Source organism: Hymenobacter caeli (assembly GCF_013294115.1).
Classification (GTDB): Bacteria; Bacteroidota; Bacteroidia; order Cytophagales; family Hymenobacteraceae; genus Hymenobacter; species Hymenobacter caeli.
Genome location: NZ_JABSNP010000001.1, coordinates 38,755 through 53,316, shown reverse-complemented (window position 1 = coordinate 53,316; position 14,562 = coordinate 38,755). Strand labels below are relative to the sequence as shown.

Genomic DNA, 14,562 nt, shown 5'->3' with positions numbered 1-14,562 from the left:
GCGCGGCCCCGGGGCCTTTGGCAATTGCGCCGGGGCCCCGGGGCCGCGCTGCGTTTGCCAAATCGTTCATGCGCTTTACACGTGGCCGCTTTTTCATTTGCTGGTGCACTACGCCCGGCATTTGCGATGCATTGCTTCCCGAGAATTCATTTTTTGCTTACCCTGGCGCTGGGCAGTGGGCCCGCCGTCGGGGCCCTGGCCCAGGAACCACCGGCCCGGCGCGATACCACGTTTTTCGACGACAACTGGCACCGCGTCAGCCGGCCCAACGCCGTATTCTTCGGGTGGGTCACGCCGCTCGATTCGGGCCGCTGCCGCATTCAAACCTACTACCTCACCGGCGAGCGGCAGTTTGAGGCCGTGGGCCGCCCCGGGCCGCCCGTGCTGCGCGACGGGCCCGCCACCTTCTACTACCGCTCGGGCCAAATGAAGGCCACCGGCCAGTACGCTCGCGGCCAAATAACCGGTTTCTGGCAGTATTGGCAGGAAAACGGAGCGCCCAAACCCTCCCGCACGTACATGCCCAAGCCCCGCGCCCCCGACGGCGACGTGCCTCAAATCGTGGAGCAAATGCCAGAATTCGCCGGCGGCATGGCCGGCCTGATGCGCTACCTGGCCGCGCACGCGCACTATCCCCCCCCGGCCGATAAAACCCAACCGCGCCCGGCGGGCAAGGTGCTCGTGCAATTTGTGGTCAGCCCCACCGGCGAAGTGGTGCGGCCCGTCATAATCAAGGGCCTCGCGCCTGCCTGCGACGCCGAGGCCCTGCGGGTCGTGGCCGACCTGCCGCGCTGGGTGCCCGGCCGCCTCAACGGCCAGCCGGTGGCGGTGCGCTTCGTGCTGCCTCTGGTGTTTCACCCCTAGTGCTGCCCGGGGGCCCAACAGTTTTGGGTTTTAAACCGAACGGAATAATTGACTTCGGACCCGCGGGGCCTTACGCGGCGGGCGGCTTTGGCGGCGGGAACAGCACCGGCTGCAACCGCTCGATGAGCCGGTTGAACACGTCGCCCTCGTGGCCGGGCAGCGTGTGGGCTTGGCAGACCACCGTCAGGCCCCCGGGCCTGATGGCCGTCACGTTGACCTGCGGGGCAGGGTGGCGCAGCACCTGGGCCTCGGCCAGCAGCACGGGCAGGGCCCGGGCCCGCAGGGCCGCCACGTCGGGGCTACCGGCCAGCTCGGCCGGAATTTCCACCAGCACGTGGTTGCAGGTGGACTTGTTGACAATCACGCCGTTGGAAGTGATGCCGTTGGGCAGCACCACCGTGTCGCCGTGGGGCGTGCGCAGCAGGGTGTTGAAAATCTGGATGGCCTGCACCACGCCGCTCTTGCCCTGGGCCTCGATCGAGTCGCCCACCGCGAAGGGCTTGAACGCCAGGATGAGCACGCCGCCCGCGAAGTTGGCCAGCGTGCCCTGCAAGGCCAGGCCCACGGCCAGGCCCGCCGCCCCCAAAATGGCCACGAACGACGTGGTTTGGATGCCCACCATGCCCGCCACGCTCACGAGCAGCAGCACCTTCAGGGCAATGCCGAACAGGCTGGTCAGGAACGTGCGCAGCGACACGTCGAGCCGCCCGGTGGCCTCGCCCACCAGGCGGCTGAGCCAGCCAATCACCCACCAGCCCGCTACCAGCAGCACCAGGGCCACCGCCACCCGGGGCAGGTACAGCACCACCAGCGTTTCTAACTGGTCGGCGTAAGTAGTAATTCGGCTCAGGGCCAGCGGATTATTCAAACTTTCCATAATCTATTACGGGCTGATCCTTCCTAAGCAGTTTCTGAAGCTGTTTAGGAAGTCATTAGAACGTCATGCCGAGCGCAGCCGAGACATCTCGCATGCAGCAGTAAACCAGTTGATTAAGTTAGTTAAGTACGCGAGATGTCTCGGCTGCGCTCGGCATGACGTTCCATTTTGAATTTTCACACTTCCTAAGCACCTTCGATTACAGGAATTCACAAATGCTGCTACTGGGCCGCCATTAATTCCACGCGCAGGATTTTGTCGCCGATTTCGAGGTGGTGCACCACGGCCATGCCGCCCACCACCTGGGCAAAGATGGTGTAGCGGCCGTCGAGGTGCGGGGTGGGCGTGTGGGTGATGAACCACTGGCAGCTCTCGGTGTCTTTGCCGGCCGAGGCCAGGCCCACGCTGCCCTCCTGGTAGCGCAGGTCGCCGAATTCGGAGCGCAGCGTGTAGTCGGTGCTGCCCGAGCCGTCGCCGCGCGGGTCGCCGCCCTGGGCCACGAAGTCGGGCACCACGCGGTGGAAGTACAGCCCGTCGTAGAAGTGCTGGCGCACCAGGGCCACGAAGCTGGCCACCGAGCCGGGGGCCTCGTTCACGCGCAGCTCCAGCTCGATGTCGCCCTGGGTGGTGCTGATTTTCACCCGCTGGTTGGCCGGAATTTCGCGCACCAGGGCCCAGTCGATGGGGTGCTGGCGGGCCTGGCCCACCGGCGTGGGCGTGGGCTGCGGGGCGCGGGTGAGCTTGTCCAGCGCCTGTTGCAGGCCCTGCCAGGCTTCCACGTCGCGCGGCAGCTGCAACTTGGCCTGGGCCTGGCGCAGGGCGTCGAGGTCGGCCAGCCCGGGGTCGGGCGTCAGCTTCGCATCGGCCAGGGTTTCGGCCGCCGTGCCGAGCTGGGCCACGTCGCCCCCGGCCAGGGCCCGGCGCAGGGCCGCCGCAAAATCGGCCTGGCGGCCGGCCGGAAACCCGGGCTGGCGGCGGGCCGCCACCAGCGCCGCCAGCGCGTAGCCCCCCACCACCGGCGACTGCCCGGCGGCAAACGCTTCGCGCTGGAGGAAATCGAAACTGGCCGCGTCTTCGCCCAACGCCTGCAGCAAATACCCCTTCTCGTACACCGAAGGGGCCGTCCCGTAGCGCTTCTCGATGGCCCCCGCGATGCTGGGGCGGCTGGCGGGGCTGGCCACTTTCAGGGCCGTGGCCAGCAGCGTGGCCCGCACCCGCCAGGCGTCGTGCTTGGCGGCTTCGGCGGCCAGGGCGTCGCCGGTTTCGCCCCGGGCGTGCGCCAGCAGCCACTCCGCCGCCGTGAGGGCCACCGGCTCGCGCTTGTCGGCCAGGCCCGCAAACACGACGGCGCGGCTCTTGCCGTACTCGCCGGGGCCGGCGGGCAGCCCCCGCAGGGCCACCACGCGCACCCGGTAGTCCACGTCGCGGGCGGCGGCGCGGCGCAGGGCGGCGGCGGCCCCGGGCAGCGCGGCGGCCGGGCTGGCGGGGCCGCCCGGGGCCGCCGCGGCCGGGTTGGCCAGGCGGCCCAGGGCCGTGGCCGCCGCCGCCCGCACGGCGTAGTACTTATCCTGGGCCACCACGCGCAGCAGGGCAGCGCCACCGAGCCGGGCCAAGTCGGCGTCGAAGGCGCGGGGCGTGCGGGCCAGGGCCGTGGCGGCGGCCAGGCGGCCGGCATTACTCAGCTTAAACTCGTTGAATAGCAGCACCGTGTGCCGGATGGCCTCCGGCGAGCTGAGGCCGTGCAGGGCGGCCCGGGCCAGGCCCCAGGCCTGGGCGGTGGCCCGGGCCGTGTCGTTCAGCACGGGCACGCGCCACAGCTCGGGCAGCGAGTGGCGCGTCACGCAGCGGCCCAGGGCCTCCTGGGCGTAGCGGCGCACCCCCGGGTCGGGCTCGCGCAGCACCCGCACGCGCAGGCTGTCCACGGCCAGGCTGTCGGCGGTTTGGCCCAGGGCGTAGGCGGCGGCGCGGCGCACGCCGGGGTCGGCGTCGCGCAGCACCGGCAGCAGGGCCGGCACGGCGGCGCGGGCCTGCACCGAGGCCAGGGCCAGGGCGGCTTCGCGGCGGTGCACGGGGCTGGCGCTGGCCAGGAAGGGCGTCAGGGCAGAGGCGCTGCGCTCGTCCTGGGCCGTGCCGATGTCGCGCAGGGCGTCGTCGTCGTACTTGTTAGCCGCGGCCGCCGGGCCCGCGCTGGGGCGGGGGGCCCGGGCGCAGGCCGCCAGCAGCAGCAGAACGGGCACCAGCCGCAAACGGCGCGAGAAATGAATGGGCATAGGGAGAAAAGTTATTCTTGAATTAGCCAAAAAAGGCGGTCATGCCGAGCGCAGCCGAGGCATCCCGCGTGGGGAGGTAATCTAATCGTGGCAACGAAGCACGCGGGATGCCTCGACTGCGCTCGGCATGACCGCCTTTTTAAAATGTCTTTTTATTCCCCCGGGGCCGTTCCCAGCCCCGCCAGGCAGGCGTCGAGGTTGGCAAAGAGCACCGCGTTGCCGTCCTGCGCGTAGCTGGCCAGGGCCCCCGCGAAGCCGGGCAGCCCGTCCACAAACGCGCGGATGTTGGCCGCCGTGATGGCGGCGAAGTGGCGGCCGTAGCCCAGCTTTTCCACCTCGGCGGCGTTCAGCCACTGCTCGAACTGGGCCGGGATGGGCACCGCGCAAATGGGCTTGTGCAGGAACACGGCCTCCGAAATCAGCGAGAACCCGCCGTTGGTGATGATGGCGCGGCTGCTGGCCAAGTCGGCGATGAAACCGGCTTCGCTGAATGCCTTGAGCTGCACGTTGCCGTGGCTTTCTTCCTTGTTGAAGCCGTACACGCGGAATTCCTGCCCGGGCAGCTGCTGGAGCAGGGCCACCAAATCGTGCTGCGTGGTGGCCGACTGGTACACCAGGATGTGGGCCCCGGCCGTGGGCCGGGCGGCGAGGATTTCAGGCCGGATGATGGGCGGCACCAGTGTGGTGCGGGCCTTGCTGACCGGCGGGCTGAAAAACGTGGCCACGAAGTAGTGCCGGCTGCGGGGCACCTTCAGCCGCACGATGTTGCGGGCCAGCCGGTAGTGGCCGCGCTCCGAAGGCGGCACGGCCACGTCGAGCCGGGTGCGGTTGATAATCTGCATGTTGTCGATGCTGACCACCGGCAGCCCGTGGGCCCGGGCGTAGAAGTAGCTGAACGACTCGAAATCGGACACCACCGCGTCGGGCCGGAAGTCGTGCAGCAGCTGCTGGTACTGCCGGAAGTTCTGCCGCAAGCTCGCCGGGGCCGTGCGCAGGATGCGGGCCGACGTGCGCGACTTGCTCACCGCCAGCCCTTTGTAGGCCAGGTGGAAGCCCCGGATTTCGAGTACCCGCCCGGGAAACGCGGCGTCCAGCACCTGGAAAGCGCGGCTGCTGCTCACGGCCCGCACGTCGTGGCCCTGGGCCAGCAGGTGGGCAATGACGACCTTGCTGCGGGTGGCGTGGCCCAGGCCCTCGCCGGGCACCCCATAAAGAATGTTCATCAATCGCTGATTACGCAGATTAACCGTGATTTCGCGGATTACGAACGCCCGGCTTGGAGGTTTAAGAAGGCAAAGAACTGACATACTGCCGGAGCGGCCCGCATCTTCGCTCCCCGCAATCCGCGAAATCCCGGTCAATCTGCGTAATCAGCGATTAATGGTTTGGCCCGGTTTTCGTTTTGCGTTGCCCAACCCCTTTTTTTGGCTCCATGAAAACGCAAATACCCCTTCCCTACCGGCCGCTTTTTGTGGCCCTGGCCGGCTTGCTGGCCGCTTCCTGCTCGGCCCCGCGGGCCATTGTCGCCACGGGCAAGGTCACGCCCCAGGGCGAGTTCCGGGTGGGCTACAACCAGGGGTTCAACATCGCCTCCGCCCCGCTCGCCAAGGCCACGTCGGCCGTGAAGGAGGCCGCCAGCCAGGCCACCAGCCAGCAAAAGGTGGACTACACCGACGCCACCACCCAGCTTCAGGCCGCCGCCCTGGCCTACATCCTGGACCCCGTGCAGCCCACCGCCGACCTGAACGTGCGCTACGGCATCGTGCCGCGCCTCGACGCGGGCTTCAAGTACGCCTTTGGCTCCTACGTGTTCGACACCCAGTACCAGCTGCTGGGCCCCGTCGGCACGCCCGAAAACCCCGGCCGCGGGGCCGCCAGCGGCACCACCTACGCCAGCATCGGCCTGCAGTTTGCCACCCAGCGGGCCAAGCTGCCCAGCCTGCCCTTCCTGTCCGACATCAACTCGCTGCTGAACTTCCGGGCCACCCGCAACGACTTGCTCGTGCCGCTCACCTTCAGCCAGTCGTTTGGGCCGGAGGAGGAAATCGGGGCCATCAGCTACGGCGTGGTGTACGCCCACAGCTGGGTCAGCTACGGCTTCGCGCCCACCAAAATCTACGCCAATAACCAGGTGGTTAGCCCGCTGCCCACCACCAGTCGCAACTTCTCGTCGTTCGGCGGCTTCGTCAACCTCAAGCTCGGCTACCGCTATTTCTACGTCATCCCGGCCGTGTCGGTGTTTTACCAAAACTACGGCGACTACGCCCTGCTCAACGGAGCCAGCACCTCGCTCAGCGGCATCACGGTGGTGCCCTCGCTGGGCTTTCAGCTGCGCATCCCCACCAGCGCGGCGCGGCGCTAAGCCCGTCCAACGGGAACCATAACCCGGGGCCCGGCGCTTGCCTAAGCGCCGGGCCCGCTTATTTTTACCTTTCTGGCCCGTCGTTTTTTATTTCGATTACTATTTTATGGAAGCTCCCAACCCCGAATTCATGCGCGAGGCCATTCGCCTGTCCATCGACAAAATGCAGGCCGGTTTTGGGGGCCCGTTCGGGGCCGTGGTGGTGAAGGACGGGCAGATTATTGCCCGCGGCTTCAACCAGGTCACCACCACCCACGACCCCACCTGCCACGCCGAGGTCGATGCCATCCGCAAAGCGTGCCAGGCGCTGGGCACATTCCAGCTCGACGGCTGCGACCTCTACACCAGCTGCGAACCGTGCCCCATGTGCCTGGGGGCCATCTACTGGGCCCGGCCGGCGCGGGTGTTCTACGGCAACACCAAGGCCGACGCCGCCGCCGTGGGCTTCGACGACCAGTTCATCTACGACGAAATCGAAAAGCCCCTGGCCGAGCGCAGCCTGCCCATGCAGCAGCTGCTGCGCAGCGAGGCCCAGGCCGGTTTCCGCGCCTGGGAGGCGCACGAAAGCCGCACCCGGTATTGAGATAGCGGAAACTACCGCCGCTGACGCACTAATTGGTAGCGAAGTAGCCCGCGGTGAAAAACCAACGCACTGTCCTGCCGGGTCGGATCTGCGGGCGCTTCGACCGCTGAATGAACGGAGTAGAGACGCAGGGTGTCACGACCGAAATCGACGGCGAATCCTTCGCCGCCCTTCTTGTACATATTGAAGAGTATCTCGTCTCCAATGGCGGGCCCAATAAAGTCCTCCAGCACGTGGTACATGCGAAACGGCAAGCCTCTAACCTGGCCATCGGGCAAAAACTGCACCCGTAGCTGCTTGCCCAGCGAATCGGTGCCCACGTAAGCCCCGGCCACCAGCAGCCGGTTCAGGGTGTGCGACGCCTCGTCACCTAATTGTTCCACAGGGTTTTTATCAGTCTTCCCCCGCGCTACGCGCCGGTAGGCGAAGCGGCCAATCTCGCGCTGGTGCTGCTGGTCGCGCTTCACAAAATATAGTACCGTATCGGTCGCCGATATCTGGTAAGCCAGCTCGTAGCTGGTAGCGTCTTCGCCCAGCGAGGTGTGCGCCGGCAGCGAGGTAGCCGAGGTGCCCGGCCGGAACAGCACCGTCATCTCACCACCCTCGTGCAGGTTAAAAGCTACGTCAGCGTGCGTGCTGTCGGCCGCCGCCGCGGGCTCGATGCGCATAATCACCGGGAAATTCGGGAAATCATGGATGGCCGCCTTTGGGGAACGGGTGCGCCGCACCTCGTCCAAGTAGCGTGAGCTTATCCAGTAGCCGCTGATAATGGGACTGAATTGCCAGGCCATGTAAGGCGCTTGTGAAGCCGGCGTGCCAGATACCGGCACTGTTGCAGGGGGCACCGCTCCCCCCGCTTCCGCCGTCTCGACTGGCTTTTGTTGGCAGGCTCCCAATAAAAAAACATAGGCAGGCAAAGGGTGGCAGTTTTCATCGGGCAGGCTTTTCAATGCTTCATGACTGGCCTCCAAGCTCAGCAAGCAAGGTTACGACTGGCCGATTAATCAGCACAAAAAATGTCAGTCATCTTGTGCCAAACTAAGGTAGGCCTTAACTTACCTATCTCTTTGCCCAGTTTGGGCACCACAATGCCGGATATGATAACCTTCTACCTCAACGACCAGCCCGTACACACGGCCGAGCCGGCGGCCAGCGCCCTGCTCGACTTCGTGCGCTACCACGAGCACCTGACGGGCACCAAAACCGGCTGCCGCGAGGGCGACTGCGGGGCCTGCGCCGTGCTGGTGGGCGAGCCGGCCGCCGATGGCCAACGCATTGCCTACCAGAGCATGACGAGCTGCCTCACGCCCCTGGGCAACGTGCACGGCAAGCACGTCGTCACGGTGGAAGGCATCAACCCGGCCGGCGGCCAGCTCACGCCCGTGCAGCAGGCCATCGTGGACGAGGGCGGGGCCCAGTGCGGCTTCTGCACCACGGGCTTCGTGATGGCACTCACGGGCCACAGCCTCGCCGAAACGCCCGTTACGGCGCAGAGCACCCGGGCCGCCATCGACGGCAACATCTGCCGCTGCACGGGCTACAAGTCGCTGGAACGGGCCGCCGCCGCCCTCACCGCCGGCCTGGCCGGGCGGCCCGTCGCCAACAGCCTACCGTGGCTGACCGAGCGGCAGTTCGTGCCAGCCTACTTCCACCAGATGCCCGCGCTGCTGGGGGCCCTGCGCACCGAAACCGGCGCGGCCGCAGCCCCGGAAGCCCCGACAACTAATGGCCATGCCAATGGTCACGCCAACGGCGCGGCCGCCCCCGTTTCCACGTCGCCCAACGGCCACGCCCAAGCCCAAAACGGCCACCAACATTCACCCATTCACCCGTTCACCCATTCCCTCATTGGAGGTGGTACCGATATGCTGGTGCAGCGCCTCGAAGAGCTGCGCGGGCAGCCCGTGCGCCTGCTCTTCGACCAAAGCGAGCGGCGCGGCATTCGGCACGAAGCCGGGGCAGGCCGCGTGGTGCTGGGGGCCGCCACCACGGCCAGCCACTTGCTCGAATCGGCGCTGCTGTGCGGCCTGCTGCCCCGCCTGCCCGCCTACCTCAAGCTGGTATCGAGCACGCCCATCCGCAACATGGGCACCGTGGCCGGCAACTTCGTCAACGCCTCCCCCATCGGCGACCTAACGATTCTGTTCCTGGCCCTGGGGGCCGATATTACGCTGCTCGACGCGGCCGGGGCCCAGCGGGTGCTGCCGCTGGCCGGGCTGTACCTGGGCTATAAAAAGCTGGCCAAGGCGGCCGACGAGCAGATAATCGAAATCGGCTTCCCGGCCCCGCTGGCGACGGATTTTTTCAACTACGAGAAGGTTTCCAAGCGCACCCACCTCGACATTGCCAGCGTGAACACCGCCGCCTGGCTGCGCCTCGAAAACGGCGTAATTACCGCCGCCCGCCTCTCGGCCGGGGGCGTGGGGCCCGTGCCGCTGCTGCTGGTCCGCACCGGCACCTACCTGCTGGGCCGCGAGCTAAGCACCGAAACCGCGGCCGGGGCCAACGAAGTGATGCAGGAGGAAATCAGCCCGATTTCGGACGTGCGCGGCACGGCGCAGTACAAGCGGCTACTGGCGCGGCAGCTGCTGTTCGCGCATTTTTTGCGGTTCGCGCCGGAGATGGCGCTGGGGGAATTAATTTAGATGCTTACTTTTAGAAGTGCAAGTATGTCTTCAGATTTCCCAGAAATAATCCATACAGAGGATATCCTGTGGGGTTCACCTAGAATCATTGGCAGAAGGCTTGCAGTGGGTGATGTCGTCAGCTTCATGGAGAATTATGGGACACTTGAAGAAATAGTTAGTGGTTATGAATTAACTCGTTCACAAATCAGTCAAGCGTTACAATATTGTTCTGTTCTTCAGTGCAAAATCGATAAACCCAAAGTATTCTGCCATAATTGCTCATTGAGAAGGGAACAGGAAGGCCCACTTGACACCTCAGATTTGGAGGAGATAAAAGATGGTAATTCTGTATATGTAAGAGGAAATAATCTTATTTCTCTTGGCTCGATGGAAGAACTACTTGACGACTGGAATGGAAAAGATTGGTGGATAATTGCAGCCGAATTGTTGGTTGATTCGAGAGCAGAATTATTTGGTGCGCAAGACCAAATTTGACATCATGAACCACCTCGACCCCCAGCGCCACGTGCGCGGCGAATCGCAGTACCTCGACGACGTGCCCGTGCAGCAGGGTACGCTGTACGCCGCGGTGTACGAGTCGCCGCTGGCGCACGGCGTGCTCAAGGGCCTCGACCTGGGGGCCGCCCGCCGGGCCCCCGGCGTGGTGCGCATCCTCACGGCGGCCGACGTGCCGGGGCGCAACCAAATCGGGGGCATTGTGCCCGACGAGCCGCTGCTGGCCGAGGGCCACGTGCACTTCCAGGGGCAGCCGGTGGCGCTGGTGCTGGCCCGCACCGAGCGCCAGGCCCACGCCGCACTAAAGCTGATTGCGGCCGACATCGCGCCGCTGCCCATCATCACCGACCCGCGCGAGGCCGCCGCGCTCGGCGAGCTGATCGTGCCGCCGCGCACCCACCGCATCGGCGATTCGGGGGCTGCGTTTGCCGGGTGCGCCCACGTGTTCGAGGGGGTGGCCGAGACGGGCGGGCAGGAGCACCTGTACATTGAGACGCAGGGGGCGTACGCTTTTCCTACCGAGCTGGGCGGGGTGAAGATTATTTCCTCGACCCAGGGACCCACGGCCGTGCAGCGCCACGCCGCCGTGGTGCTGGGCGTGGGCATGCACCAGGTGGAAGTGGACGTGACGCGCCTCGGCGGCGGCTTTGGCGGCAAGGAGGACCAGGCCACGCCCTGGGGCTGCCTGGCCGCGCTGGGGGCCTTTTTAACCAAAAAACCGGTGAAATTGGTGCTCGACCGCATGGCCGACATGCGCATGACCGGCAAGCGCCACCCCTACTCGTCCGACTTCAAAATCGGCCTGAGTAAAGACTTGAAAATCATTGCCTACGAGGTGACGTACTTCCAGAACGCCGGGGCCGCGGCCGACCTCTCGCCGGCCGTGCTGGAGCGCACCCTGTTCCACACCACCAACGCTTATTTCATCCCCAACGTGACGGCCACGGCCCATTCGTGCCGCACCAACCTACCGCCCAATACGGCCTTCCGGGGCTTCGGGGGGCCCCAGGGCATGTTCGTCATTGAGGCGGCCATTACCAAGGCGGCGGAGGAGCTGGGGGTGCTGCCCAGCGAGATTCAGCGGCGGAACCTGCTGCGCGAGGGCGACCGGTTCCCGTACCGCCAGCCGGCCGAAATGTGCCACGCCGAGCAGGCCTGGGACACCGCCGCCGAGCGGTTCGGGCTGGATAAGCTGCGGACGGAAATAACGGAGTTCAACCGGAAAAATCAGCTCTTTAAGAAGGGCCTGGCGGTGATGCCCATCTGCTTCGGCATCTCGTTCACGAAGACCTTTATGAACCAAACCCGGGCCCTGGTCCACATCTACACCGACGGCTCGGTGGGCATCAGCACGGGCGCGGTAGAGATGGGCCAGGGCGTGAACACCAAAATCGCGCAGGTGGCGGCCCGCACGCTGGGCATCTCAATTTCCCGCATCAAAATCGAAACCACCAACACCACCCGCGTGGCCAACACCTCGCCCAGCGCCGCCAGCGCCACCGCCGACCTCAACGGCAAGGCCACCGAGCTGGCCTGCCGGGCCCTGCGCGAGCGGCTGCTGCGCCAGGCCAGCACCGAGTTTGCGGTGGACTACGAGGGCCTCACCATCGAAAACGAGCAGGTGCTGGCCGCCGGTATCCCGGCCGAAACCACCTGGGAGAAGCTGGTGTCCAGCGCCTTCCTGCGGCGCGTGGCCCTCACCGAAAACGCCCACTACGCCACGCCCGGCGTGCACTTCGACGCCGGCACCGAGCAGGGCCACCCCTTCGCCTACCATGTGTATGGCACGGCCCTCACCACCGCCACCGTCGATTGCCTGCGCGGCACCTACACCATTGACGCCGTGCACATTGCCCACGACTTCGGCCAGAGCTTCAGCCCGGCCATCGACCGGGGCCAGGTGGAAGGCGGGGCCGTGCAGGGCATCGGCTGGATGACGCTGGAAGAAATCAGCTATAATGAAGAGGGTAAATTGCTCAGCAACTCGCTGAACAGCTACAAGGTGCCCGACCTGTACGCGGTGCCCGCCGTGCTCGACGTGCATTTCCTCGACACGCCCGGCCACCCCAAGGCCATCCTGCGCTCGAAAGCCGTGGGCGAGCCGCCGCTGATGTACGGCATCGGGGCCTACTTCGCCCTGCGCGACGCCATCCGCGCCTTTCGGCCCGGCGCGGCCCTGCCCCTGGTGGCCCCCATGACCCCCGAGCGGGTGCTGGGCGGGCTCTACCCCGAAGCGCTGGCGGCGCACACGGAAGAAACAGCCGTGGCGGCAACCGCTGCTTCCTGAACGGCTAGCGCCGCGAATAACCTTCTGAAAGAGCTTATTGGCGGGCCTTGGCGGCCAGGTGCCGGTCCACGATGGCGGCTACCTGCGCAAATGAGTCGGCGTCGGCCACGGCCGTTGCGGACGCAAACGTACCAGTAGTGCGCCGGGCATCCAGGTCGGCGGCAATTTCCCAAAACGTGGTGCGGATGCTCTCGTCGGCCAGGGCCGCGGGCGCCGCGCCGCGGGCCAGCTGCGGCCGCGCCGCCGCGCCCGCCCACAGCCGCACCCGGGGCAGGTGGGCCCCGATGCGCACCCCGGCGTAGAGCAGCTCGGCATAGGCGGCGGAGCAGCCGCCGGCCCGGCAGGCCTGGTAGAACATTTTATCGGCGTCGGCGCGGGGCACGGCCGGGGTGTCGCAGGCCACGTCGTGCACGATGGAGGCCCGGCGGTACGGCCCGGTGTAGGGCGAGCCCACCGCCGACCACAGCGCCGCCGGAATGCTGGCCCCGTCCACCACGCTGCCCGCCGGGGCCGGCCAGCGCCGGCCGGCGGGATCGTCGTACCAGAAGTCGCGCAGCAGCCGCATCCGCCGGTCGTCGGGCTCGGTAAGCCAGTCGGCCCGCGGGTCTTCCGAAAACGTTCCCAGGGCAGGGTCCATTGGGTGGGCGGTTTTTGGTGATTAGCGTTTTTATTTACGCCACCTGCTTGCGCCGGCCTTCCAGGATGCGGAAGAAGGAGCGGGTTTCGATTTCCGCAATCGTGAGGCCGGTGGGCACGATGTCTTCTTTGGCAATGGCCCCGCAGTTCAGGGCCTTGAGGAAGAAATTGAGCAGGCCCTGGCCGGTGGCAGCGTCGTCGAAAATGTCGCCGGTGAGGGTGGAAATGGCGGCCCGCTCCACGAAGGTTTTCAGGCGGTGCACGGCCCCCTCGTAGCTGCTGAGGAAGAAGTGGTAGGTGGCGGCGTAGCGCATGGGCAGCTGCGCGGGGTTCAGGTCCCAGCCCTGGTAGAAACCGTTGATGAGTGAGTGGGTGGTGTGGTGGTAGGCCTCCCGCCAGGCGTGGTGCACCGATTCCTGGTTTTCGCGCAGCTGGGCAAAGCTCAGGTGGTCGCCCCGGTGGGGCCCGATGGGCATCACGTTGGTGGCCCCGTCGCTCAGCCAGATGCCGGTACCGCCCAGCGCCACCTTGGTCATGTGGTGGGCGAAGTCGCACACGGGGTGCGCCATCGTCTGGTACCGGGCCGTGATGCCGGCCGAGGCCGTGTAGTCGTAGGTGCCGAAGTGGGCCGCCACGCAGCGCCCCTCCCCGGCCCGCACGATGCGCAGCAGCGGGTTGCGGCCCTCCTCGTCCATCACGATTTGGGTGGCCTCCACCATCGTCTCCATCTTCAGGGCCCCGGGGGCCAGGCCGTTGGCCTGCTCCAGCAGCTCGAACAGGCGCACGAGGGTCGTCATCTGCTCGGGGATGGTCACTTTGGGCAGCATCACCACGAAGTTGGGGGGCAGCCGGCCGCCGGTTTCGGCCAGCAGCGCGGTCAGGAAGATGTCCAGCGTGCGCACGCCCCGCGCCTTCATGTCCTCGGTGAAGGGCTTGATGCGGATGCCGATGAACGGCGACAAGGTGCCCTGCGCCAGGCCTTTGGCTACCTCCTGGGCCGCCTGCACGGCGGTGGCGTCTTCCTCGGCGTCGGGCCGGTTGCCGAAGCCGTCCTCAAAATCAATCCGGAAATCTTCCACCGGCTCGGTTTGCAGCTTCCGCACGATTTTCTGGTACACGGCGTGGGCCAGCCAGGCCGGCTCCTGCCGCCGCGCGTCGTCGGGCAGCGCGTCGAGCCGGGCGGCCAGGGCTGTGATGTCGCGTTCCAGCGCGGGCAGGTGCTCGTGGCCGGGGAATTGCAGCACCCGCGCCAGCGCCACGAAGTGGGGGGCGTAGGCCTGGAGGCTGCGCAGGGCAATTTCGCCCATCCGCCCGCAGGTGTCGGCCTTGAACAGGTTGGCCCCGCCATAGACGGTGTGCACCGGCTGGCGGTCGGGCCGGTCGCCGGGGTAGGTGTGCTGGAAGTGCCGGTTGGCCGCGCCGAGCTGGTCGAGCAGGGCGGTTTGGGCGGTGGGCTGGAGGCTGAGTTTCATGAAATAGGGTAAGTAGAACGGAGTGGCACTCCGTTTTGGGCCGGGCAACAGAAGCATGATTCGAGCGT

The 14,562-nt window shown here is 66.5% G+C and carries 12 protein-coding genes; 6 read left to right on the top strand and 6 right to left on the bottom strand.

Annotated features, from left to right (window positions below):
- The first annotated feature begins 153 nt into the window (after positions 1–153).
- Entirely contained in the window at positions 154–864 is a 711-nt protein-coding gene (locus tag HNP98_RS00215; RefSeq protein ID WP_173808029.1) for an energy transducer TonB, read from the top strand.
- A 70-nt stretch (positions 865–934) separates the two neighbouring features.
- Here the strand turns inward: HNP98_RS00215 and HNP98_RS00210 are convergent, their stop codons facing one another.
- The 3 genes from HNP98_RS00210 to HNP98_RS00200 all read right to left on the bottom strand — a co-directional run bounded on the left by HNP98_RS00210 (position 935) and on the right by HNP98_RS00200 (position 5,234).
- On the bottom strand, positions 935–1,741 hold the full coding sequence (locus HNP98_RS00210) for a mechanosensitive ion channel family protein (protein WP_173808028.1): 807 nt from the start codon (positions 1,739–1,741) through the stop codon (positions 935–937).
- Positions 1,742–1,962: 221 nt separating this feature from the next.
- Complete coding sequence (locus tag HNP98_RS00205; RefSeq protein WP_173808027.1) at positions 1,963–4,011, bottom strand: peptidylprolyl isomerase; 2,049 nt, start codon at positions 4,009–4,011, stop codon at positions 1,963–1,965.
- Positions 4,012–4,163: 152 nt separating this feature from the next.
- The gene (locus tag HNP98_RS00200; protein ID WP_173808026.1) at positions 4,164–5,234 is read right to left on the bottom strand and encodes a glycosyltransferase family protein; all 1,071 of its coding nucleotides are present in this window, start codon (positions 5,232–5,234) and stop codon (positions 4,164–4,166) included.
- A 209-nt stretch (positions 5,235–5,443) separates the two neighbouring features.
- Between HNP98_RS00200 and HNP98_RS00195 the strand changes: the two genes are divergently transcribed.
- Complete coding sequence (locus HNP98_RS00195) at positions 5,444–6,373, top strand: hypothetical protein (RefSeq protein ID WP_173808025.1); 930 nt, start codon at positions 5,444–5,446, stop codon at positions 6,371–6,373.
- Positions 6,374–6,479: 106 nt separating this feature from the next.
- The gene (locus HNP98_RS00190) at positions 6,480–6,956 is read left to right on the top strand and encodes a nucleoside deaminase (protein ID WP_173808024.1); all 477 of its coding nucleotides are present in this window, start codon (positions 6,480–6,482) and stop codon (positions 6,954–6,956) included.
- An 11-nt stretch (positions 6,957–6,967) separates the two neighbouring features.
- Here HNP98_RS00190 and HNP98_RS00185 read toward each other — a convergent pair whose 3' ends face one another.
- Positions 6,968–7,747, bottom strand: a complete 780-nt coding sequence (locus tag HNP98_RS00185) for a hypothetical protein (RefSeq protein WP_173808023.1) — start codon at positions 7,745–7,747, stop codon at positions 6,968–6,970.
- Between the two features lie 306 nt (positions 7,748–8,053).
- Between HNP98_RS00185 and HNP98_RS00180 the strand changes: the two genes are divergently transcribed.
- From HNP98_RS00180 to HNP98_RS00170, 3 genes are read left to right on the top strand one after another with little or no spacing between them, the layout of a single operon-like run.
- Positions 8,054–9,601 (top strand): 2Fe-2S iron-sulfur cluster-binding protein, encoded by a 1,548-nt coding sequence (locus HNP98_RS00180; protein WP_173808021.1) that lies wholly within the window; start codon positions 8,054–8,056, stop codon positions 9,599–9,601.
- Positions 9,602–9,625: 24 nt separating this feature from the next.
- On the top strand, positions 9,626–10,078 hold the full coding sequence (locus tag HNP98_RS00175; RefSeq protein WP_173808019.1) for a DUF433 domain-containing protein: 453 nt from the start codon (positions 9,626–9,628) through the stop codon (positions 10,076–10,078).
- A gap of 4 nt (positions 10,079–10,082) precedes the next feature.
- Complete coding sequence (locus HNP98_RS00170) at positions 10,083–12,386, top strand: xanthine dehydrogenase molybdopterin binding subunit (protein WP_173808017.1); 2,304 nt, start codon at positions 10,083–10,085, stop codon at positions 12,384–12,386.
- Positions 12,387–12,420: 34 nt separating this feature from the next.
- Here the strand turns inward: HNP98_RS00170 and HNP98_RS21490 are convergent, their stop codons facing one another.
- Both HNP98_RS21490 and HNP98_RS00160 read right to left on the bottom strand, forming a co-directional pair.
- Positions 12,421–13,023 (bottom strand): DUF1353 domain-containing protein, encoded by a 603-nt coding sequence (locus tag HNP98_RS21490; protein WP_217425602.1) that lies wholly within the window; start codon positions 13,021–13,023, stop codon positions 12,421–12,423.
- Positions 13,024–13,057: 34 nt separating this feature from the next.
- Positions 13,058–14,494, bottom strand: a complete 1,437-nt coding sequence (locus HNP98_RS00160; protein ID WP_173808015.1) for a DUF6986 family protein — start codon at positions 14,492–14,494, stop codon at positions 13,058–13,060.
- Positions 14,495–14,562 lie beyond the last annotated feature (68 nt).